Annotated in this window: 20 protein-coding genes and 1 pseudogene; 5 read left to right on the top strand and 16 right to left on the bottom strand. The window is 71.5% G+C overall.

Annotation, left to right across the window (positions count from 1 at the left end; genetic code table 11):
* Positions 1-19: 19 nt before the first annotated feature.
* Positions 20-928: a dihydrodipicolinate synthase family protein gene (locus tag ABT025_RS19690; protein WP_350995699.1), complete on the bottom strand. Its 909-nt coding sequence runs from the start codon at positions 926-928 to the stop codon at positions 20-22.
* 212 nt (positions 929-1,140) lie between these two features.
* On the opposite strand from ABT025_RS19690, the gene ABT025_RS19685 reads away from it, so the two are divergent.
* Positions 1,141-2,343 carry an IS110 family RNA-guided transposase gene (locus ABT025_RS19685; RefSeq protein WP_350995692.1) on the top strand — a complete coding sequence of 401 codons (1,203 nt, stop codon included), beginning with the start codon at positions 1,141-1,143 and terminating at the stop codon, positions 2,341-2,343.
* Positions 2,344-2,454: 111 nt separating this feature from the next.
* Here the strand turns inward: ABT025_RS19685 and ABT025_RS19680 are convergent, their stop codons facing one another.
* From ABT025_RS19680 to ABT025_RS39540, 6 genes are all read right to left on the bottom strand, one after another.
* A complete protein-coding gene (locus tag ABT025_RS19680; protein ID WP_350995689.1) occupies positions 2,455-3,909 on the bottom strand; it encodes an FAD/NAD(P)-dependent oxidoreductase in 1,455 nt (484 codons plus the stop codon).
* Positions 3,890-4,228: a (2Fe-2S)-binding protein gene (locus ABT025_RS19675; protein WP_350995686.1), complete on the bottom strand. Its 339-nt coding sequence runs from the start codon at positions 4,226-4,228 to the stop codon at positions 3,890-3,892. The genes ABT025_RS19680 and ABT025_RS19675 overlap by 20 nt, the downstream gene beginning before the upstream one ends.
* A gap of 242 nt (positions 4,229-4,470) precedes the next feature.
* Entirely contained in the window at positions 4,471-5,646 is a 1,176-nt protein-coding gene (locus ABT025_RS19670) for an NAD(P)/FAD-dependent oxidoreductase (RefSeq protein ID WP_350995683.1), read from the bottom strand.
* Positions 5,647-5,735: 89 nt separating this feature from the next.
* Entirely contained in the window at positions 5,736-7,478 is a 1,743-nt protein-coding gene (locus ABT025_RS19665; protein ID WP_350995680.1) for a pyruvate dehydrogenase, read from the bottom strand.
* Between the two features lie 121 nt (positions 7,479-7,599).
* Positions 7,600-8,793 (bottom strand): protein phosphatase 2C domain-containing protein, encoded by a 1,194-nt coding sequence (locus tag ABT025_RS19660; protein WP_502971986.1) that lies wholly within the window; start codon positions 8,791-8,793, stop codon positions 7,600-7,602.
* Entirely contained in the window at positions 8,741-8,959 is a 219-nt protein-coding gene (locus ABT025_RS39540) for a hypothetical protein (protein ID WP_502971987.1), read from the bottom strand. Before ABT025_RS39540 ends, ABT025_RS19660 begins: the two co-directional genes overlap by 53 nt.
* A gap of 9 nt (positions 8,960-8,968) precedes the next feature.
* Between ABT025_RS39540 and ABT025_RS19655 the strand changes: the two genes are divergently transcribed.
* A complete protein-coding gene (locus tag ABT025_RS19655; RefSeq protein WP_350995674.1) occupies positions 8,969-9,223 on the top strand; it encodes a hypothetical protein in 255 nt (84 codons plus the stop codon).
* Positions 9,224-9,370: 147 nt separating this feature from the next.
* Here the strand turns inward: ABT025_RS19655 and ABT025_RS19650 are convergent, their stop codons facing one another.
* A complete protein-coding gene (locus ABT025_RS19650; RefSeq protein WP_350995671.1) occupies positions 9,371-13,141 on the bottom strand; it encodes a S8 family peptidase in 3,771 nt (1,256 codons plus the stop codon).
* Between the two features lie 211 nt (positions 13,142-13,352).
* Between ABT025_RS19650 and ABT025_RS19645 the strand changes: the two genes are divergently transcribed.
* On the top strand, positions 13,353-14,330 hold the full coding sequence (locus ABT025_RS19645; protein WP_350995668.1) for a helix-turn-helix domain-containing protein: 978 nt from the start codon (positions 13,353-13,355) through the stop codon (positions 14,328-14,330).
* A 115-nt stretch (positions 14,331-14,445) separates the two neighbouring features.
* Complete coding sequence (locus ABT025_RS19640) at positions 14,446-14,928, top strand: DUF456 domain-containing protein (protein WP_350995666.1); 483 nt, start codon at positions 14,446-14,448, stop codon at positions 14,926-14,928.
* Here the strand turns inward: ABT025_RS19640 and ABT025_RS19635 are convergent.
* Both ABT025_RS19635 and rsgA read right to left on the bottom strand, forming a co-directional pair.
* Positions 14,853-16,380 (bottom strand): annotated as a pseudogene (locus ABT025_RS19635) (DNA-3-methyladenine glycosylase 2 family protein). The gene ABT025_RS19640 and the pseudogene ABT025_RS19635 overlap by 76 nt on opposite strands.
* A gap of 71 nt (positions 16,381-16,451) precedes the next feature.
* Positions 16,452-17,636 carry a ribosome small subunit-dependent GTPase A gene (gene rsgA / locus ABT025_RS19630; RefSeq protein ID WP_350995663.1) on the bottom strand — a complete coding sequence of 395 codons (1,185 nt, stop codon included), beginning with the start codon at positions 17,634-17,636 and terminating at the stop codon, positions 16,452-16,454.
* Between the two features lie 376 nt (positions 17,637-18,012).
* Between rsgA and ABT025_RS19625 the strand changes: the two genes are divergently transcribed.
* The gene (locus ABT025_RS19625) at positions 18,013-18,510 is read left to right on the top strand and encodes a DUF5949 family protein (protein WP_350995660.1); all 498 of its coding nucleotides are present in this window, start codon (positions 18,013-18,015) and stop codon (positions 18,508-18,510) included.
* Between the two features lie 127 nt (positions 18,511-18,637).
* Here the strand turns inward: ABT025_RS19625 and ABT025_RS19620 are convergent, their stop codons facing one another.
* From ABT025_RS19620 to ABT025_RS19595, 6 genes are all read right to left on the bottom strand, one after another.
* A complete protein-coding gene (locus ABT025_RS19620) occupies positions 18,638-19,048 on the bottom strand; it encodes a rodlin (RefSeq protein ID WP_350995658.1) in 411 nt (136 codons plus the stop codon).
* Between the two features lie 116 nt (positions 19,049-19,164).
* Positions 19,165-19,368 (bottom strand): hypothetical protein, encoded by a 204-nt coding sequence (locus ABT025_RS19615; RefSeq protein ID WP_350995655.1) that lies wholly within the window; start codon positions 19,366-19,368, stop codon positions 19,165-19,167.
* Positions 19,369-19,590: 222 nt separating this feature from the next.
* Positions 19,591-20,001, bottom strand: a complete 411-nt coding sequence (locus tag ABT025_RS19610) for a rodlin (RefSeq protein WP_350995652.1) — start codon at positions 19,999-20,001, stop codon at positions 19,591-19,593.
* Positions 20,002-20,189: 188 nt separating this feature from the next.
* Positions 20,190-20,480: a hypothetical protein gene (locus ABT025_RS19605; RefSeq protein WP_350995649.1), complete on the bottom strand. Its 291-nt coding sequence runs from the start codon at positions 20,478-20,480 to the stop codon at positions 20,190-20,192.
* 443 nt (positions 20,481-20,923) lie between these two features.
* Positions 20,924-21,157: a chaplin gene (locus ABT025_RS19600; protein ID WP_350995647.1), complete on the bottom strand. Its 234-nt coding sequence runs from the start codon at positions 21,155-21,157 to the stop codon at positions 20,924-20,926.
* 287 nt (positions 21,158-21,444) lie between these two features.
* Entirely contained in the window at positions 21,445-21,846 is a 402-nt protein-coding gene (locus ABT025_RS19595) for a rodlin (RefSeq protein ID WP_350995644.1), read from the bottom strand.
* Positions 21,847-21,987: the final 141 nt, after the last annotated feature.

Genomic DNA, 21,987 nt, shown 5'->3' with positions numbered 1-21,987 from the left:
TGACGGGTGGGCGGGAAGTTCAGTCGAGGCCCTCGGCGAGCGCCTTCTCAGTGGCCGCGCGCACGGCGGCCAGGGCCCCGTCGCCGAGCGGCAGGCGCGGCGGCCGGGTCGGTCCCCCGTGCCGTCCGACGATGTCCATCGACGCCTTGATCGCCTGGACGAACTCCGGCTTGGAGTCCCACCGCAGCAGCGGGTGCAGCCGGCGGTAGAGCGGGAGCGCCGCCTCCAGGTCGCCGGACACGGCCGCCCGGTACAGCGCGACGCAAGCGGCGGGCAGCATGTTGGGACAGCCCGCGATCCAGCCGACGGCACCCGCCAGGGCGAGTTCCAGCAGGACGTCGTCGGCGCCGACCAGCAGGTCGAGCCCCGGGGCCTCTTCGGCGATCTCGTAGGCCCTGCGGACGTCACCGCTGAACTCCTTGACGGCGACCACGGAACCGTCGGCGTGGAGCTGGGCGAGGAGCCGCGGTGTCAGGTCGACCTTGGTGTCGAACGGGTTGTTGTACGCGACGACCGGCAGGCCCGCGGAGGCGACCTCCGCGTAATGCGCACGGACCGCCGCGTCCTCGCACGGGTATCCGTTGGGCGGCAGCAGCAGGACGGAGCCGGCACCGGCCTCGGCCGCCTGCTCCGCGCGGCGCCGTGCCTGGGTGCTGTCGTAGGCCGAGACGCCGGGCATCACCCTGGCTCCGTCCCCGGCCGCCTCGACGGCGACCCGCACGACCTGGTCGCGCTCCTGGTCCGTGAGGGTCTGGTACTCCCCCAGCGAGCCGTTCGGCACGACCCCGTCGCACCCTTCGGCGACGAGGTCGTGCACATGTGAGGCGTACGCGTCGAAGTCGATGGACCGGTCCTCGCGCAGGGTCAGGGGCGTGGCGACCATGACGCCTCGCCAGGGGCTGGTGCGTGCAGCGGTGTTCTTCGTCATGCGGGCTCCGTAAGGTGTTGTGCGGCCCGGGAGGGCCGGATGTGGCTTATGTGGGCTTGCCTTCAGTGGCTCCCAAGGAGTGGCCGTCCGGCTCTCCGGGGCGCCCTGGCTGCTGATTGAGATGTGCGCGCTGTGTGCGGTCGCTGATTACGGAGCTGACGGCGGAGTGTTCCTCGGGCCAACGGAGTTCTGTTGGAGCTGAGGAGGAGCGAGTGAGCGAGCGACGCGCCCGTGTCTGGGCCGGCATCGACGCAGGCAAGGGCCATCACTGGGGTGCGGTGGTCGACGAGACCGGTTCGACCTTGTGGTCGAAGAAGGTCGAGAACGACGAGGCCGCGATCCTTAATGCGCTTGGGGAAATCCTGGAGCTCGCCGACGAGGTGTCGTGGGCAGTGGACATCTCTGGCACGGCATCCGCCCTGCTGCCGGCCCTGCTCGCCTCGCACGGCCAGCAAGCGGTCTACGTGCCAGGCCGCACCGTGAACCGCATGTCCGGGGCATACCGCGGAGAGGCCAAGACGGATGCCCGGGACGCCTACGTCATCGCCGAAACTGCACGCCACCGAAACGACTTCGCAACCATCGCCGTGCTCGCCCAGCTGGCCGCCGACCTGGCGCTGCTGACTGCCCACCGTTCGGATCTTGTCGCCGACCGGGTGCGGATGATCAACCGGCTGCGAGACGTGCTCACCGGCGTTTTCCCCGCCCTGGAGCGAGCTTTCGACTACTCGGCCCACAAGGGCGCTCTGGTGTTGCTGACCGGCTACCAAACCCCTGCCGCGATCCGCCGACGAGGCCCGGCCAGGCTCACCGCATGGCTGGCCAACCGCAGCGTGCGATCCGCCGACGAGGTCGCGGCGGCGGCCCTGGAGGCTGCCCAGGCGCAGCAGACCGCGTTGCCCGGCGAGGACGTCGCCGCCCAGATCGTGGCCGACTTGGCGGCGGAGATCCTGGCGCTGGACGACCGGCTCAAGCGGATCGACAAGCAGATCCGCGAAACGTTCCGCCGTCACCCGCAGGCCGAGATCATCGAGTCCCTGCCAGGCATCGGTCCGATACTTGGGGCCGAGTTCGTTGTCGCGGCGGGCGACCTGACTGCCTACGCAGACGCCGGGCATCTGGCCTCTGCTGCTGGCCTCGTCCCGGTTCCACGCGACTCGGGTCGTCGCACCGGCAACATGCACCGACCGAAGCGATACAGCCGCCGCCTGCGGCGGGTGTTCTACCTGTCCGCGCAAACCAGCATGACGCGCGAAGGACCGAACCGGGACTTCTACCTGAAGAAGCGCGGCGAGGGCTGCAAGCACGTCCAAGCCGTTATCGCTCTGGCTCGCCGACGGGTCGGAGTCCTGTGGGCCCTGTTGCGTGACGACCGGGTGTTTACCTCCGCTCCGCCGGTCGCACTGGCAGCTTGATTTCAGCATTGAGACTCCTTGAAAGGTGCGGTGAAGGTGGGAGAAGGCAGGCCGCGCCGTGGGATGCACGTCCTCACGTGTCATCAGGGCGGACGACTCAAGGACACGTCCTCACGTGTCATCAGGGCGGGCAGCGCGGGCGAGTACGGACAGAGGGACCGGGCAGGCGAGCGGCCGGCGGTCGGGGCTGCCGGTCTCCCCTGCGCAGCCTGCGAGTTCCCGCACGGCGAATCCGCACGTCCGGCCCTGGCACCAGCCCATCCCGGCCCGGGTGAGGAGCTTGACCGTGCGGCTGTCCCCGGCACCGAGTTCACCGACAGCCGCGCGGATGGCGCCCGTGGTGACCTCCTCGCACCGGCAGACCTCGGTGTCCGTCGTCGTCCAGCCGGTCCAGCCCGGCCCGGGCCGGTGCACGGCACCCATCAGCCCGGCAAACGCGCGCATCCTGCGCCGGGCCCGGCGCAGGGCCGCCGTGCGTGGCGCGCCCCGGCCGCCGCGTGCGTCCACGACCACGGAGTGGGCGGCCAGTTCTCCCTCGGCCAGGGCGAGACGGACGCCGCCGATGCCACCGGTCTCGCCCGCCGCCCAGACTCCGGGCACGGTGGTGCGCAGTTCCTCGTCGAGCTCCAGCGCGGCCGAGCCGTCCGCGGCGCACCGGGTGGCACAGCCCAGCCCGACGGCGAGGTCCAGCTGGGGCACGAGGCCGTGCCCGACGGCCAGGGTGTCGCACTCGATCCGGCGCCCGGTCCCGGGCAGCGGACGCCAGTCGCGGTCCAGCCGGCTCACCGTGACGCCCTCCACCCGGTCCGTGCCGTGGACGGCGGTGACCGCCCGGTGCGTCAGCAGCCGGACCCGGTGTCGCGCCAGCGCCACACCGTGCCGGGCCCCTTCGGTGAGCCTGCCGGGGTTGGTGGCCAGCACCATCGGCGCGCGCCCGTACGCCGCATAGCCCGAGGCCTCCACCAGCGCGGGCACCCGGGCGCCCGCTCGGGCGAGGGAGACCGCGACGGCCTGCAGCAGCGGTCCGCTGCCTGCGACGACGATGCGCCGGCCCGGCAGCACCAGGCCCGACTTCAGCATGGCCTGCGCCCCGGCCGCTCCGACGACCCCTGGCAGGGTCCATCCGGGGAACGGGAGTTGGCGCTCGTAGGAGCCGGTCGCGACCAGCAGCCGGCGGGCGACCAGTGTGCCGGCCCCGTCCCGGCCGTCGGGTCCGGTGACCGCGTGCAGGGTCCAGTCCGGTCCGCACCGCTCGACGGCCCAGACGTGGTGGCCGGTGAGGTGGCGGATCCGTCCCGCCGTGCGGTGCCGGTCGAGCCGTGCGGCGAGAGCCGCGAAGTACGCCCAACGGTGGTGCAGTTGCTCGGGGCGGGTGGCACCGAGCCCCGGGGCGGGGGCGCGGTAGTACTGGCCGCCCGGCGCGTCCGCCGCGTCGAGCAGGACCACGTCGAGTCCGCCGTCGGCCGCTGTGACGGCGGCGGCCAGTCCGGCGGGACCGGCACCCACCACCGCGAGTTCGGTGCGCGCGGGCCGGGCGGCGGACGGTTCAGCGGACGGGACCGGCATGTCCGTTCCCCTCCTGCGTGGTGACGGCGTCACCGGGACCGGCGGGCAGCAGGCAGGCCCGACGGTTGGGCCGGCCGTTGACAGTGGCCAGGCAGTCGAAGCAGGATCCGATCCCGCAGAAGGCACCCCGTGGCCGTCCGCTCACCCGGGTGGTGCGCCAGGTGACGACGGAGGCGGCCCAGAGAGCGGCCGCGATGCTCTGGCCGGGCAGGGCCCGGACCGGGCGTCCGTCGAAGGTGATCTCGAAACCGGGGCCGGGATCGGCGCCGGCCAGGCCGACCGGGGTTCGTGCGGCCGTACGTTTGCGGGGACGTCTCACCAGGGCTCCTGCTCGGTCGGCGGTTGGCGGTTGGCGGTTAGCGATTGGTGGTTGGCTGTTGGCTGTTGGCTGTTGGCTGTTGGCTGTTGGCTGTTGGCGGTACAGGTGTCCGGACGCTCCCGGACGGGTCGGGGGCCTCGAAATATCGGGGTATCGAGGTATCGAGGTATCGAGGCCTGTCCGGGTGTACGGCGCCACAGTGGCGGCCACGGAGGCTGTCGGTGTGGCCCCGGGCCGGGCGGTCAGCCTCCGGAACCGGAGCGGGGGTCCGCGTCGAACCGGTCCGGGCGGAACGGCTCGGGGTCGAGGGCCGGTTGCTCCCCTCGGATCGCGGCGGTGATCAGCACGGCCGTGGCGGGCGCCAGTCCGATGCCGGCGCCCTCGTGGCCGCAGGCGTGGAAGAGGCCCGGCACCCGGCGGTCGGGCCCGATCGCCGGGAGGTGGTCGGGCAGGTAGGGACGGAAGCCGTGGTAGGCCCGCAGCACCCTGGTGTGGGCCAGTACCGGGAAGAGCGCGGCCGCCGCCGCGGCCAGCCGGCCGACCACGGGGACGGACAACGTCCGGTCGAAGCCCACCCGTTCACGGCTGGCACCGATCAGGACGGGCCCGGCCTGTGTGCCCTCCACGACGGGAGAGGTCTGCAGGGCGGCCGAAGCGCTCGACACATCGGCCACGTACTCCGCCGCGTACACCTTGTGCCTGATCAGCGGCGGCAGCGGCTCAGTCACCAGGACGAAGCCGCGCCTGGGCAGCACGGGCAGTTCGGCACCCGCCAGAGCGGCCAGCTCCCCGCCCCGTACACCCGTCGCGTTGACCACCGCAGGGGCGAACAGCTCGCCCGCACGGGTCCGTACGCCGCGTACCGCGCCCGTCGGTCCGGTCAGCACGGCCGTGACCGCCTGCCCCGGGTGGAGGATCGCTCCGGCGTCGCGGGCCGCGCGGACGAGGTGGGCCGCGGCCAGGGCCGGCTGGACCTGGGCGTCCTGCGGATAGAGGAATCCTCCGGCGAGCCCGGAGGCCAAGTGCGGTTCGAGCAGGTTCAGTTCCTCGGATGCCACCGCAGTGGCTTCGACTCCTGCCGCCCGTTGCCCTGCGGCGGTCGCGGTCAGGGTGGCCAGCGACTCGGGACCTGCCGCGACGACCAGCCCACCCTTCTGTTCGAACTCGACTGCGGAGGGCAGCAGTTCGGCAAGCTCGCGCCAGAGCGCGGCGGACAGGAGCGCGAGGTCCAGCTCCGGGCCCGGCACCTTGTCGGAGACCAGGAGGTTCCCCTCCCCCGCGCCGGTGGTGCCGCCGGCGACCGGCCCGCTGTCCACCACCGCGACCGAGAGTCCGGACCGGGCGGCGTAATACGCGCAGGCGGCGCCGACCACTCCGGCGCCGACGACGACCACGTCGAAACGCTGTCTCGTGAACACGGCAGTAATATGTCACATTGCTCTGGGGTCGCCAAGAGGGCGTCAGACACCTAGATCTGACGCCCCGTCATTCGATTCGGCAGGGCCTCCTACGGGCGGGGCATGTTACGCAGGTTGGACCGGGCCATCTGAACCATCCGGCCCACGCCACCGTCCAGCACGATCTTGCTGGCGGAGAGCGCGAAGCCCGTCACCATGTCCGCGCTGATCTTCGGCGGGATGGAGAGCGCGTTCGGGTCGGTCACGACGTCGACCAGGGCCGGCCCCTTGTGCTTGAAGGCGTCCTTGAGGGCGCTCTCCAACTGCTTGGGCTTCTCGACGCGGACGCCGTACGCCCCCGAGGCCCGTGCCACGGCCGCGAAGTCGGGGTTCTTGTTGGTCGTCCCGAACGACGGCAGTCCCGCGACCAGCATCTCCAGCTCGACCATGCCCAGCGAGGAGTTGTTGAACAGTACGACCTTCACCGGCAGGTCGTACTGGACCAGGGTCAGGAAGTCCCCCATCAGCATGGTGAATCCGCCGTCCCCGGACATCGAGACGACCTGCCGGTTCCGGTCGGTGAACTGCGCGCCGATGGCCTGTGGCAGCGCGTTGGCCATGGAGCCGTGACTGAACGAACCGATCACCCGGCGCTTGCCGTTCGGCGTCAGATAGCGGGCGGCCCAGACGTTGCACATTCCGGTGTCGACGGTGAAGACCGCGTCCTCGTCGGCGAGTTCGTCCAGGACCGAGGCCACGTACTCCGGGTGGATCGGGACGTGCTTGTCGACCTTGCGGGTGTACGCGCTGATCACGCCCTCCAGCGCGTCCGCGTGCTTCTTGAGCATGCGGTCGAGGAACTTGCGGTCGTTCTTGACCTTCACCCGCGGGGTCAGACAGCGGAGCGTCTCCCGGACATCGCCCCAGACCGCCAGGTCGAGCTTGGAGCGGCGTCCCAGGTGTTCGGGGCGCACATCGACCTGGACGATCTTCACATCGGTGGGGAGGAAGGCGTTGTACGGGAAGTCCGTGCCGAGCAGGATGAGCAGATCGCACTCGTTCGTGGCCTCGTACGCGGCGCCGTAGCCGAGCAGCCCGCTCATGCCGACGTCGTACGGGTTGTCGTACTGGATCCACTCCTTGCCGCGCAGGGCGTGGCCCACCGGGGCCTTCACCCGTTCCGCGAACTCCATCACCTCGGCGTGCGCACCCGCGGTGCCGCTGCCGCAGAACAGGGTCACCCGTTTGGCCTCGTCGACCATCCGGCAGAGCTTCTCGATCTCCGCGTCGCCGGGCCGCACGGTGGGCCGCGAAGTGACCAGGGCATGTTCGACGGACTTCTCCGGCGCGGGCTGCGAGGCCACGTCGCCGGGCATGGAGACGACGGCGACGCCGCCCCTGCCGACCGCGTGCTGGATGGCCGTCTGGAGCAGCCGTGGCATCTGCTGGGGGTTGGAGATCATCTCGTTGTAGTGGCTGCACTCCTGGAAGAGCAGCTCCGGATGGGTCTCCTGGAAGTAGCCGAGTCCGATCTCGCTCGACGGGATGTGCGAGGCGAGCGCCAGGACGGGCGCCATGGACCGATGGGCGTCGTAGAGGCCGTTGATGAGGTGCAGGTTGCCGGGGCCGCACGACCCGGCGCAGGCCGCCAGCTCGCCGGTGACCTGCGCCTCGGCGCCGGCAGCGAACGCGGCCGTCTCCTCGTGCCTGACCTGGATCCAGTCGACGTCCGGGTTGCGGCGGATCGCGTCGACGACCGGGTTGAGGCTGTCGCCGACCACCCCGTACAGGCGTTTTACGCCCGCCCGGGCGAGGATGTCGACGAACTGCTCCGACACGTTCTGCTTGGCCATGGGTGCGCACTCCCTCTGCCTGTGCTCCGTGGACGTCCGACCGTCCGACTGTCCTGGTGCCGGAGCACGAAACCCCGGCCGGACGGATTCTCCGGAGTCCATCAACCCATGGCCGGGGCGGTTACGCCTCCCAGACGCCGACCGCCGTCCTGTCGTCGGCGTACCCCGTCACCCTGAGCTGGGTGTCGGCCAGGAACGCGCCGAGGCCGGGTGCCCGGGCCGGTGTCCAGCGCTCGGCGAGTTCCTCGGCCAGCGCCGGCTCACCGCGCAACGGCTCGGCGAGACCGGGGCTGCAGAGCAGCAGGGTGTCGCCCGGCCGGGCGACCGACGCGCGGAAGCGGAACGGCTCGGCGGGCGGCGGGGCCGGGTCCTCGGTGTACGGGGGCGGGGCGGTGGTGACTCCCAGGTCCATGGTCAGCCGGTCCCCGTCGGGCCCGCTCCCGGGCGCCGCCGAACCGTAGCCGACCACGGCCTCCCCGGTCTGCGGCACCATCGGTTCGAGGTCCTGCCAGCTGCCCTCCCTCAGCCGGAAGAGCCCACCGCCCCCCACGCCGAAGAAGACCCGGGTACGGCATTCGGGGTCGGCGGACAGCAGGAGACAGCGCAGACCCGCCGTGTACTCGTGCGGTTCGCGGCCGAGTTCGGCGGCGCGGGCGCGCAGCTTGCCGTAGCTGCGGTCGGTGAGCCGGTGCAGTCCGGATCTGAGGTCGCCGCGGCGGCCCGCTCTTATGTCGTCGGAGAGGCGGGCATGGCTGCGCCCGACGGCTTCGCCGATCCACCGGCAGGCGTCCGCCGCGGCCAGATGCGCGCTCTCGCACGACCGGTCGCCACCCGCGACGGCGACGAGGACGAGCGCGCGCTCCGCGGTGCCGAACCGCGCGGTGAGCAGCGCGTCGCGCCGCAGTTCCCCCCGGAAGCGGGCGGAGTCACCCCGTACGGAGGCCGCCCGCAGGGTGTACGTGCCGTACCTGGCACCGTCGAGCACGGTGTCGGCGACGAGGCCGCCCAGCCCGCGCGGGTCGCTGGCGGGCAACCCGGTGGGCTCGGCGTCGTACGTGGGCGGCCTCGCACCCACGTGGGCGACCGGGGGATGCGGCGCCGTCGCCTCCGGGACGGGGGCCGGTCCGGTGACGGGCGCGGGCTCGTCCGGACGGGCCCCCTCGGACCGCTCGACGACGGGGCGCCTGGGCAGCGGCGGCACCGCCCCGTCCGGCACGAGGGGCGGGCGGGACACGACGGTCGGCGGCTCGGCGGGCGGCGGCTCAGGTGCCCGGAACGCCTCGGGCGTCCGGACCGCCTCGGATACCTGCCGCACGGGCGGAGGCGGAGGCGGAGGCGGCGGAGGTGGCGGAGGCGGCGGCGGCGGAGGTGGCGGAGGCGGAGGCGGAGGCGGAGGTGGCGGAGGCGGAGGTGGCGGAGGCGGAGGTGGCGGAGGCGGCGCGAAGGTGCGTGGTCGCGGTGGGCCTGCCGGTGGCTCCCACGGCGCGCGGATGGTCACCTCGGGCGGCGGGGCAGGCGAGGTCTCCGCCATTCGGGTGATGCCGGACGGCGCGGTCCTCGGTTCGGGCACCGGGGCCGCGGTCTCGTACACCCCACCGCCGTCGGGCCCCACGGCACCCGAGGCCGAGTCGAAGCGGTCGTCGAGACTGTCGGCCGCGTGGCTCGCCCCGGCGTCCGGGGCGGATTCGTCGTACAGCCTGCGCCACCAGTCGTCCTCGTGGGCGGCGGACCTCTCCCCCTGCTGACTCATGCCCTTATTGTCCACCGCGGGGCCCGCACGGAAACGGGACATCCGGAAAAAGTGGCCGAAGAGCCCCCACGGAAAAGGTCCGCCGGGCGGCCCCACCCCCCACGGGAAGGACGCCCGGCGGACCGGTTCGGGTGACGCGACGTCAGCGCACGGCGTAGGCGTCGGTCACGGTCTGGACGACGGAGTTGCCGTTGGCGTCCGTCAGTTCGGTGCGCAGCGTGACCGGCTTGCCGGCCGCGTCCGCGTGGTTCACGGTCGCGGTCCAACGGCCGCCCTGCTGTGCGGTGGTGCCCTCGGTCCAGGTCGCGCCGCCGTCGTACGAGTACGAGACCTTGGCAGCGGTCAGCTTGCCGGGCGTGTAGCCGGCGTGGCCCGTGACGCTCAGTCCGATGTGCTGACCGTCCTTCGCCGCCAGGGTCTTCATGCCGTCGGAGGGCAGGTCGTAGCCCGGGAAGAGCAGCGGGATGCCCTGCGAGTAGGCGGTCTCGTCACGGTGCGAGCGGAACTTCCAGGTGGTCTCGGTCCGGGTGGACCGCTTCCAGACCCTCGCGGGCTGACCGGACTTCATCGTCGTCATGGTGAGCTCGTACGCGGCGTCCTCGGCCGGGACGGTGAACACCCCGGACGGCCAGCCGGATGTACCGAGCACCGTGCCACCGCTGGTGAGGCGCATGCTGCCCATGTCTCCGAAGGAGCCCTGGAGACCGCCGTGTTCGCTGTCGCTCCAGAAGCCCGGGGCCACGCCGATCAGATTGTCCTGGCGTTCGGCGGCGAGCAGCTCCCCGCCCAGGTCGTCGCGGGGCGCGGACGGGACGAGGATGCCCCGGTACCAGTCGGCCGGTCGCTTCGAACCGGCCTTGTACGTACGGAACTCGTCCACCATGAACTCGCCCCACGGGAAGCTGGAGGAGAGCGCCTGCTGCCAGGTGCTGTCGCCCGCCGAGTAGTACTCGGTGCGCTTTCCGGGTGCGGGCACGCTGTCGAACGCGCCGACGCCGTACCTGGCGCCGTAGGGGAGGGCGACGAGCAGCGTATCGACGAAGTCGGTCCTGACGCCCATCGATTCATAGGTGGAGTCGACCCTGCCGAGGGCCCTGTCCTTGACCTTGTACGTGCGGTCCGAGGTGACGGTGCCCGTCTCGGGGAAGGCCAGGTTGTAGACGAACGGGCTGGCAGCGGTGGCCTTCCAGCGCAGCTCCACCGGTCCGGCGGCCAGTGCGGTGGTCAGCGCTGCCGCCTCGTCCGCCTGGATCCCGAGCGAGGGCAGGAGTGCCGCACCGTATCCGACGGACGGCTTCCACGGACCCGCGGAGGGGCGGTGGGCGATGATCGCCACGGCGCCGGCGGCTGCGGCGTCGCGTGCCTGGGTGGCCATGGCAGCGCCGTCCTGGACGAGGACCAGAGCGATCCTGCCCGACACAGCGGCGGCCTTCAGCTCATCGGGGGTACCGGTGCCGGCGTCGACGAGTGCGGCCTGCCCGGTGCCGTCGAGGTTGACGGAGCCGGACGACGCGGGGGTGGGGTGCAGGGTGGCGCCGCCGACGACCGCGAGCTTCTCGATCTGCGGGGCGTAGGCACGCCAGAAGCTGTCGAACTCGAAGTCTCCGTCACGGGCCTTGCCCTGGATGTCGACCACGTAGTCCTTGATGACGCTGCCGCCGGCGATGGATCCGGAGTGCAGCCAGACGTCGTCCCAGCTCCGGCCGAAGGCCAGGGTCGCGCTGCGGGTCTCGGTGACCCGGTCCTCGGTCTTCACCTTGATCCGGTGCGCCTTGCGGGCGTCCAGTACCAGGGTGGTGTCCTTGGTGACGTTCAGCTGCGGCCTGGCGAGGTAGCCGACCGACTTGGCGAGGGTCCCGGTGGCGTCCTCGGGGTCGGCCGAGACGATGAAACTGGACACGAAGTAGGCGCCGGGGCGCACCTCGTACACCTGGTCGGCCGAGCCGTCGTTGAAGCGGCGTTCGCCGGTGGCGGTGTCGGTGCCGATGACGTCCAGCGAGGAGGAGCCGGTGGCGGGCTTGCCGTTGCCGTCGACCAGCTTGACGCGCAAGGTGACGGTCTCGGCGCCCACGTACAGCGAGAACGGGGTGGAGACCTTGACGCCGCCGGTCGCGGTGGCCAGCACCCTGCCGGTGACATCGCCGTACTGGCTGTCCTGGAGCTTCGCGGCCGGGTCGAGCTTCAGCGGGACCTCGACGGTCGCTCCGGCGGGCACGGTGACGCTCTTCGCGCCGAGTGCGGCGACGGAGGAGCGGACGGCCGAACCGTCGTTGCCCGTGACGCCCTGGAGGTTGAGCGAGAGCTTCACCGGCTTGTCGCCCGTGTTCGTGTACGGGATCTGCACGGTGGTGCGGTCGGTCTTGTCCTGCGGCCAGTTGAAGGTGCCGCCCTGCACGGCGGGCGCGCCGGTGAGCGTGGTGTCGATGGCGGCCTTGACGTCGAGCCGGCCGCCGCCTGTCTCGCGTACGTCACCGGGGATGTCGCTCTTCGCGGACGACACGAGGGCCGCCTTGACCTGCTGGGCCGTCCAGTCGGGGTGGCGTTCCTTGACGATGGCCGCGGCGCCCGCGACGTGCGGTGTGGCCATCGACGTACCGGACATCGACCGGTAGGCGTAGATGCCGCGGCCGCCTGCCGCGGCGGCGGAGATGTTGACGCCGGGGGCGGCGATCTCGGGCTTGAGGGTGTGCGAGACGATCGCGGGTCCGCGGCTGGAGAACTGCGCGGTGGAGTCGTCGCGGTCGACCGCGCCGACCGTCAGCACGCTGGGCGCGCATCCGGGCGAGGAGACCGTGTTGAGCGTCGGCCCGGAGTTGCCGGCCGCGATGACGAACAGGGTGTCCTTGCTCTTGCCGAACTCCTCGGCGGCCAGGCTCATCGGGTCCGTGCAGTCGGTGGGCGTCTGGCTGCCCAGGCTCATGGAGACGACGTCGGCCTTCCGGTCGACGGCCCACTGCATGCCCGCGATGATCCAGGAGGAGGCGCCGGAGCCGCTGTCGTTGAGCACCTTGCCGACGAGCAGGTCGGCGCCGGGGGCGACGCCCTTCTTCTTCCCGTCACTGGCCGCGCCGCTGCCGCCCACGGTGGAGAGGGTGTGGGTGCCGTGGCCCTGGCGGTCGTCGGTGGTGTCGGAGTCGGTGAAGTTCTTCGACTCGGTGATCCGGCCCTCCAGGTCCGGGTGTTCGGCGTCGGCGCCGGTGTCCAGGACGGCGACCTTGGTGCCCTTGCCGTCGTATCCGGCGGCCCAGGCGAGGTCGGCGCCGATCTGCTTGGTGGAGCGGTCGAGGCTGGCCTCGACCTTGCGGTCCAGCCAGAGCTTCTTCAGCCCGGCGGCGGAGCGGGACCGGCCGGAGCCGGTGACGTCCGACCAGAACGCGGCCGTCCGCTCCTTGTCGGCCTTGAGCGCCACACCGTCGATGGACGGGAGTGCGAGGCCGCGCTCGGCGCCGCGCGGGGTGGCGGGCGCGCTGCGTGCGGTGTCCTTGGAGTAGGTCGCGATGAGCGGTACGGAGTCCGCGTGCGCGTCGTCGTACCCCTGGCGGATCAGTCCGGTGACGTTGAAGAGCTCCTCGTCGACGGCGCCGTCGGCGAGCGCCTTCACCGCGGAGTCCGGGTAGACGTACAGGTCTTCGCCCGAGCGGCGGGTCTGCACGAGGGGCACCGTGCCGTCCTCGCGGGGCAGCGCGGTGGCCGAGGCGTGGCCCGAACCGTCGGTGCTCACCAGCACCTTGTCGCCGGTGACCAGGGTGATGGTGACCGGCTTGTTCGCTTCGGCGGTGGCAGCCGCGCTGCCCGTCAGTGGTCTCTTCGTGGCCGCGTCGCCCTGTGGCGCTGCCACGGACGGCGCGATCACCGTGACGGCAAGGACGGCGGCGGTGGCCGCTCCCAGTGCCGTACGCGATATCGGACGCATCGCTCTCCCCAAGTGAAACCGGAACGGATGGGCGTAAAGGCCCGTATTCCGGAGGTTGTTGGTGCTGCGGTGGCGCCACATTGGCAGAGTGGCGGGCGGTACAGCGATGATGTGCCACGGCGGGTTTACGCCGTGGCCGCTTTCCGCCACGGCCGGTCGGCCGGGCAGTAGGCATCGACAGGGAAGCAATGCGGTCGGGAGGGGTCCGGGGATGCTGGGAGCCATAGGTCTCGACGAGACACAGGAGTCTGCCTATCGCGCGCTCGTGGCGGTCGGAGCTGCGGAGGTGTCCGATCTCGCGCACCGGCTCGCCATGCCCGAACGGGACACCGAGCGGGCGCTGCGGCGGCTGGAGCAGCACGGGCTGGCCGCCCAGTCGTCGGCCCGTACGGGGCGCTGGGTGGCGGCACCGCCCGGGGTCGCGCTGGGGGCTCTGCTGACCCAGCAGCGCCACGAGCTGGAGCAGGCGGAGCTGGCGGCGGTGCTGCTGGCCGAGGAGTACCGGGTGGACGCCGCCGAGCCCGCCGTGCACGATCTGGTCGAGGTGGTCACCGGGGCGAGCGCGGTGGCCCACCGTTTCCATCAGCTGCAGCTCGGGGCGACGAGTGAGGTGTGCGCCCTGGTCACGGGGAACCCGATCGCGGTCAGCGGGCTCGACAACGAGTCGGAGGAGCAGGCGGCCGACCGCGGGGTGTCGTTCCGGGTGGTGGTCGAGCGCGAGGTGCTGAGCCTGCCGTCGGGAATCCTGGAGCTGTCTGCGGCGCTGAGCCGCAACGAGCAGTGCCGCGTCGTGGACCGGGTTCCGACGAAGCTGGTCGTCGCGGACGGGGCGATGGCGATGGTGCCGCTGACCGGTCGCGGCGCGGAGCCCGCGGCGCTGGTGGTGCACGGATCGGGGCTGCTGGAGTCGCTGACGGGGCTCTTCGAGGCGGTGTGGCGCGAGGCGATGCCGCTGCGGCTCGCCGAGAGCGGCCGGGTCGACGAGGACACCGCGGGTCCCGATCCGACGGATCTGGAGATCCTGTCGCTGCTGCTGGCCGGCCTGACCGATGCCAGCGTCGCGAAACAGCTGGACCTGGGGCTGCGGACGGTGCAGCGCCGGGTCAAGGGCCTGATGGAGCTCACCGGGGTGTCGACCCGGCTCCAGCTGGGCTGGCATGCGTACGAGCGGGGCTGGGTCGCCCGCTGACCGCGCCCCTGAGCGAGCGGCTTCCCCCGCCGTTGCGCCTCTGAGCTGCACCGACGGGCCCGGGGACGGGGACCGACGACGGGCGGGACCGGCCGGATTCCGGCAGGCTGGTCAGATGAGTGTGTGGCAGCTCGTCGCCGTCGGCCTGGTCATGCTGCTCGGCCTGATCGGCGTGCTGGTGCCCGGCGTACCGGGGCAGGCGATCGTCTGGGCGGCCGTCCTGTGGTGGGCACTGACGAACATGACGCCGGCCGCCTGGGGGGTTCTGATCGGGGCCACGGCGCTGCTGCTGCTGAACCAGGCACTGAAACCGCTCCTGCCGCCGCGCCGCCCCCGCGAGTCCGGGGCGCCGCGGCGGACGCTGATGCTCGGCGGGATCGGCGCGATCACCGGATTCTTCGTGATCCCGGTGGTCGGTGCGATCGCCGGGTACGTGGGTGTGATCTACGGGGCGGAGCGGCTGCGGCTGGGCAGCCGTGCGGCGGGCTGGGCGTCGGTCCGCTCGGTGATGCGGGCGACCGGCTACTCCGTACTCGTCGAGCTGTTCGCGTGCCTGCTGGCGGTGGGAGCGTGGCTGGGCGCGGTGATCTGGGGCTGAGCCCCCCTCCGGTGGCCGTCAGCTGTGCGAAGCCTGGTCCTCGACGAGCCCGCGCCCGGCCGGACCCGCCCGTCCGAGCCGCCGCCGCGCGGACGGCCGGTCCGTGAGTTCCGCACGGCGTACGCCGTAGGAGCGCCACGGGCGCCACCGCTCCGCGCCGGGCGTGCCGTACGGGTCGACATCGGGGTCGCCCAGGCCGCGCATCCTGATCAGCGCCGCGGTGGCCGGGTCCATGCCCGGCAGCCGCAGCAGCGCCTGCTCGGCCTCGTCCCGGTCGGCGCCCGCGTCGAGCCGCACCGCACCGTCGGCGAGAGCCGCGGCTAGCGCCCGCAGTGCGGGGTCGGACACCGCACCGGCCAGGACACCCGGTTCGGGAAACACATGGGTGAGCCCACTGCAGGGCACGTCCAGGACCTTCCCGTACGTCTCGACCAGCCCCCCGGCGGCCGCCGGTCCCAGCAGCGCCCGTACGGCGAACTCCTCGGGGTCCGACGTACCGGGCGAGCGCACCCCCGGGCGGGCGGCGACCCCCGCCGCGAGCAGCGGATCGGCGCCGAGCAGGTCGTCCACGGCGTACGGATCGGCGTCCAGGTCGAAGAGGCGGCGCAGCCGCTGCACCGCGGTCGTCAGATCGCGCAGGTCCGTGAGGTGGATGCGGGCATCCAGCCAGTTGCCCGCCGACCGCTCGTCCACGGCGGCGATGCCCGTGCCGTGCGGCAGACGCAGGGTGCGGCGGTAGGTCCGGGCCCCGGTCTCCCCGCTGACCTCCTCGATCCGGGCGATCGCCTCGGCGGCCAGCAGGTCGAAGACCTCACGGGCCGCGTACGGCCCCCGGTGCGCGAGCCGGAGGGGAACGCCGGTGGTGCGCGCCTCCCGGACCGCGGCACCGAGCCCGGTGCCGGCCTCGGTGCGCAGCGCGCTCGGGGTACGGGCGTAGATCTGCCGGACCGTGTCGTTGAACTGGCGCACGCTGGCGAACCCCGCCGCGAAGGCGATCTCCGTGACAGGCAGCGCGGTGGTCTGGAGCAGGAGCCGTGCGGTGTGCGCGCGCTGGGCGCGGGCCAGGGCGACCGGCCCGGCGCCCAGCTCGGCGTTGAGCTGCCGCTGGACCTGCCGCGAGCTGTAACCGAGCCGGTGGGCGAGACCGGGGACGCCTTCCCGGTCCACCACGCCGTCGCCGATCATCCGCATGGCGCGCCCGACGACATCGGCCCGGACGTTCCAGTCCGCGGAGCCGGGGACGGCGTCCGGGCGGCAGCGTCTGCACGCCCGGAAGCCGTGGCCCTGGGCGGCGGCCGCGGTCGGGTAGAAGCGGACGTTCTTCCGCTTCGGGGTGACGGCGGGGCAGCTCGGCCGGCAGTAGATGCCGGTCGTCTCGACGGCGAAGAAGAACTCCCCGTCGAAACGCGCGTCGCGGCTGCTCACCGCCTCGTACCTGGTCTCTTCGTCCATCACACCGTCCAGTGTGCGCCTTCACGCACCTGCGGACTCGCGGTTTTCGGACGTCGACCGAGCAGCTCCGGCTACCGCACCCGGCCGCGCTTCGCCTCCATGGCGGCCCGGCCCTCGGCGCCCTTGCGCTTCCAGTCGCGCCGGATCTCCGAGCGGACCCGGGCGTCGGTCTTGGCGACGATGCGCTGGTTCTCGCGCAGCAGCTTGCGGTAGCTGTCGAAGCGTCGCTCGGGCAGCGATCCGTCCTCGATCGCCGCGAGTACCGCGCAGCCCGGTTCCGCCTCGTGCGCGCAGTCGTGGAACCGGCACTGCCCGGCCAGCTCATCGATCTCGGAGAAGACCTGGCCCACCCCGGTCTCCGCGTCCCACAGACCGACTCCGCGCAGCCCCGGAGTGTCGATGAGGACCCCGCCGGAGGGCAGCACCAGAAGATTGCGCGTCGTGGTGGTGTGCCGGCCCTTCCCGTCCATGTCACGGGTGGCCTGCACCTCCATTTCGTCGTGCCCGAGGAGGGTGTTGGCGAGGGTGGACTTGCCCGCGCCCGAGGCCCCGAGGAGCACGCTCGTTCCGCCGGAGACGATGGCGGCGAACACGTCGACGCCCTCGCCGGTGGCGGAGCTGACGGGCAGCGCCTGCACCCCGGGCGCGAGCCGTTCGATGTCCTCGACCAGGTGTGCGAGGGTGGCGGGGTCCGGCACCAGGTCGGCCTTGGTCAGGACGACGAGGGTCTCGGCGGCCCCGTGACCGTCCGCCGCCCCGTCGCGGAGCAGCGCGTCACCGCCGGTGCTGGACATGGCCAGGGCGAGGAAGCGCTCCACCCGCCCCAGGTCGAGTTCGACCGCCAGGGAGACACAGATGGCGATGTGGTCGACGTTGGTGGCGAGCACCTGTCCCTCGGAGCGCTTGGACGAGGTGGAGCGGACGAAGGCCGTGCGGCGTGGCAGCAGCGTACGGACGAACTGCGGGTCACCGTCGGGGTCGACGGCAGCCCAGTCGCCCGTGCAGACGATCCGCATCGGGTCACGGGGCACGACGAACGCGGTGTCCGCGCGGACCGTGCCGTGCGGGGTGACGATGTCGCACTGCCCGCGGTCGACCCGCACCACGCGTCCCGGCAGCAGCCCCTGTTCGGCGTGCGGCGCGAACTCGGCGGCCCAGCCGTCGTCCCAGCCGTAGGCGGCCAGGGGGTGCGAGGCCGAGGAGCCCTGAAGAGTGGAGAAAGAGGAAGAAGGAGAAGAGGAGGACGGGAAAGACAAGGGAAACCCTTCACAGGGTGGCCCCGGCAGTGCGCACTGAGGCGCAGAGGTGAGTGAGGTCGGTCAGCCGGCGGCCACGGGGGTGGGAACGATGCTCTTCGGCTTGTGGGCAGCGCCCACCGCAGCGACAGTCATCAATGTCCTCACCTCCGGTTTCACACACGGTCCGGCACCGACGGGTCTTCTCCGCCGTCCGTAACGCTGCACACGATAGCCCGCGGCGGCCCGGCGGCGTCAACCGATTAATCACGGGACTCCGTTCCGGCCGGACGGGAGGCGGTTCCGGTGCCGTGGCCGGCCGGAATATCACCTACTCTCCCTCGATCGGGTGATACGCATGGAGATCGACCGGTCCCGGACGGTTAGGGTGCCGGACATGACCTCCCCCCAGACAGCCACCACGTTCACCCAGGCCCAGTTGGGCACGCTCACCCTGATCGGCTGGAGCGGCGAGCACCCCCACGGCGGCCACGACGTCGCCTTCCTGCTCGCCTATTCGCTGGGCGACGGCTCGGAAGGGCCGGCCGTCGGCGAGGCCGCCATGCGCATCGCCCTTGATCGCTGCGGGCTCCCGGCCGGCGGCGCTCCGGTGCGCGCCGTCGAGACGCCCGGCCTCCCGGTCAAGCTCCTCGTCCAGGCGGGCCAGGCCGTGCTGACGCTGCCTCACTTCACCGCCCAGTACCCCGTACCGCCCCAGTGGCTGGCGGCCGCCGCCGAACAGGGCGAGGTGCACGCGATGTTCGCCACCCGCCCCTGGCCGCAGGGCGCCCCGGGGCTGCCGGTGGGCGAGGAGGAGCTGCGTCTCTTCGCCGGTGACCCGGAGGTCATCGCGAGCTCCGCCCACTGCGTCCTGCCGGTACGCAGCCTGGGCTGACCGCCCCCGGCACGCACGATGCCCACCGCTCCACGGGGAGCGGTGGGCATCTCTGTGCTCAGGTGTCTCGGCCACGCACCGCGGGCGGCCCGGTACCTTCCCGGCCGCCCGCGGTGTGTGCCCGGACTCAGTTGTTGCCGATGCCGTTCCCGGAGAGGACCGGAATGCCGTTCACCAGGTGCGAGAGAGCCTCGTCACCCTTGGCCTGAGTGGAGTTGTCGGTGCACTGCTGGTTCTGCGGGGAGGACAGGACGTTGACGTCCTGGACCGCCACGGGCAGGAAGTGACCCAGGAGCGAAGCGACGTTGGCCTTGACCGGCGCTCCGACGCAGAGCTTGTTCAGCGAGCCCTGGACGAGCTGGACCTGCGGGCTGCCGTCGCCCCGGGTCACGCTGTTGCCGAACGACTCCTTGGCACCGTTGCCGTTGACCGACGTGGTGCCGCCTTCGTCACCGATCGCCATGGCCGAGGGGGCTACGGCGGCCGAGAGGCCGACCAGGGACACGGCCACTGCCGCGCCGGCCATCATCTTCTTCATCACGCTTCACCTTTCGGAACGTTCCGTTCTGGAACGTACTGATCAACCTCTTACGGAGGTTTCGGTTCCGCGCTTCCACTCAAATGGGTTCGATCCGGCACAAGTTTGACCCGGCGTCAGCCGCGCGATCCCTCGCCGGACACGCGCGCCCCGGGGACGAGGCCGCCCGCGCCGGACGGTCCGGTCCCGGCACCACCCGGCGGAGCCCCGTCACCGCGTGCCGCCGCCTGCCACTCGGCGAGGAGACGGTCGTAGATCGGTGTGCTGTCCTGCGGGTACCGGTGCGGGTCCCGCCGTCGTTGACTGTCGCGCTGATCCATGAATGGCCCTTACCCCGTACGACGGGGAGCTTTCGCCGCCACTACGGCAACCGGCCCAGCGGACCCGCCCTTTCGGGGGAGCGCCCGGCCGCACCACGGCAAACGACGTGGGGCCGACACGTCCGGGCGGCGCCGGAAATCCGGCTGCCACGAGGACGGGTCGGCCCCACTCGTGATCAAGGAACTGCGGGCGCCTCAGAACATCGGGCGCTTCGGGAACCCCTAGTCGTTGGCGACGCCGTTGCCGGACAGGATCGGGATGCCGGAAAGGATGTGCGACAGAGCCTCGTCACCCTTGGCCTGGGTGGAGTTCTCGGTGCACTGCTGGTTCTGCGGGGAGGACAGGACGTTGATGTCCTGGACCGAGACCGGGATGGCACCGAGGAGCGAACCGACATTGGCCTTGGCCGGCAGGGCGATGCAGGGCTTGTTGAGCGAGCCCTGGATGAGCGCGAACTGCGGGCTCCAGTCACCGTGGGTGGCGGAGTTGCCGTACGACTGCACGGCACCGTTGCCGTTGACCGCCGTGGTGCCGCCTTCGTTGCCGATCGCCATCGCCTGCGGCGCGATCGCGGCGGAGACGCCGACGATGGAAGCGGCGACAGCCGCGGAGGCCATAATCTTCTTGATCATGAAATAGCCCTTCTGGGGTTTTCTGTTGCCCGCCTGTCCGGAGCTACCTGATCAACTCGTGGTGGCGGGAATGGTTGCGGCGCTTCACTCGAACGGTATTTCCGCATTCCGTACGGCTACGGAATGCGTGGCACCGGAGAAATGCGCGTGCCTCGGTGAGAGGCGGGAATCGCTGTCGCGGGGGCGGGTCAGCCGCCGATCGGGAGGCCGCCCATGAGCGGGGCGGCGCCCTTGGCCGCACCGGTGGCCTGGCCGGCGACCTTGGTGACGGTGCCGTCCTTCTGCAGCGCGTCCGCGGCACCGCCGACGGTGTCGACGACCGGGTCGACGGCCTGCGGGGCCGCGGCCACCACCTGGTTGACACCGCCGTCGAGGCTGAAGCTGGGGGCCGTGGCGTTGGTAACGGCGAAGGCGGGAGCAGCCGTCCCGAGAGCAACCACGGAACCGGCAACGAACGCAGCTGTCTTCGCGTACTTCACTTCGGGTTCCCTTCTGCAGCGGCATCCGTTTCGGTCGCGTTCCCGCGCCGCACCAGCCTTCTTTAGCTGTGACTTCTGCCGCTTTCTCCCCCTGGGTAACGATCCGATTGAGGCAGGGCAACTGGGCCCCTCCCCTTTTCTCGGATCCGGTTTCCCATGACTTCGGAAGATTGCATGACTAATCACTGATTCGAGTACGGTGCGGGACACCGGACATGATTCGGTGGTGCACTGTCGGTACTCCGTCCCGCGCGCCCGCCCCGGATGTCCGCCCCCAGCCGCCGGCGCTCCGCGCCCCGGGCCGGTGGAACGTCTTCGGCCGTTCCACCGCATCGAGGAGGGCTGCGAACTCCCGGGACGGAACGCAGAAAAGAGGAAAGCCCCGGATCGCATGGAATGCGATCCGGGGCAGACCGGCGCCGAACGGATCCGGCGTGCGCGAATCAGTGGTTGGCGCAGAAGTTGCCGAAGGCCGGGTTCAGCAGACCGATGACGTTCACGGTGTTGCCGCAGACGTTGACCGGAATGTGGATCGGAGCCTGGACGAGGTTGCCGGACAGCACGCCCGGGGAGTGCACGGCCGCACCCTCGGCGCCGGAGTCGGCGAAGGCCGGGGCAGCGGCACCCATTGCCATGAGGGTTCCGGCGGCGACGGCGGCAATCTTGTTGTACTTCACTTTCAACCCTTTCTTCGACGGAGTCCGGAGCGGCCACGACTTTCGTGCCGCACGAGCGCGGTCCTGATCACTCGTAACTCCGCTGCTGTAATTCGTAACGATTTAGGACGGTAAGCGAAACTCTCCACCAGGGAGATTCTTCGAAATCCGCCCGAATGACGCAGTTTTCCGGCGACTTGCCGTCACCGCGGTCATCCGGATTTCTCGGGGCGCCCCCGAGAAGGGCAGCAGCAGGCCCGGGCCGCCGGACGGGAAACGCCGACGGCCCGGGCCTGTTGACAGCTGGATCAGCTGTTGCCGGCGCCGTTGCCGGAGAGGACCGGGATGCCGGACAGGATGTGCGACAGCGGCTCGTCGCCCTTGGCCTGGGTGGAGTTCTCGGTGCACTGCTGGTTCTGCGGCGAGGACAGGACGTTGACGTCCTGGACCGCGATCGGGATGAACCCGATCAGCGAACCGACGTTGGCCTTGGCCGGCAGGCCGATGCAGGGCTTGTTCAGCGAGCCCTGGACCAGGCCGAACTGCGGGCTGCCGTCGCCGTGCGTCTCGGCGTTGCCGAACGACTGCGAGGCACCGTTGCCGTTGACGGAGGTCGTGCCGCCGGCGTCGCCGATGGCCATCGCCTGCGTCGCGCCGAGACCGAGGATGGAGGCGGCGACAGCACCCGTAGCCAGGACCTTCTTGATCACGATGAACCCTTCTCGTACTGGATGCCCCGTACCGGAGCGCACTGACCAACTGACTTCCGGGCGTTTGGTTATCGCCATTCACCCGAATGCCGGGACTGCACGGACATCCGTACGAAAGTGGCTCAACGACCTGGAACGAAA

It is taken from the genome of Streptomyces sp. NPDC002809, assembly GCF_040295435.1.
In the GTDB taxonomy this organism is placed as follows: domain Bacteria; phylum Actinomycetota; class Actinomycetes; order Streptomycetales; family Streptomycetaceae; genus Streptomyces.
This window is presented reverse-complemented; position numbering and strand designations above follow the sequence as displayed.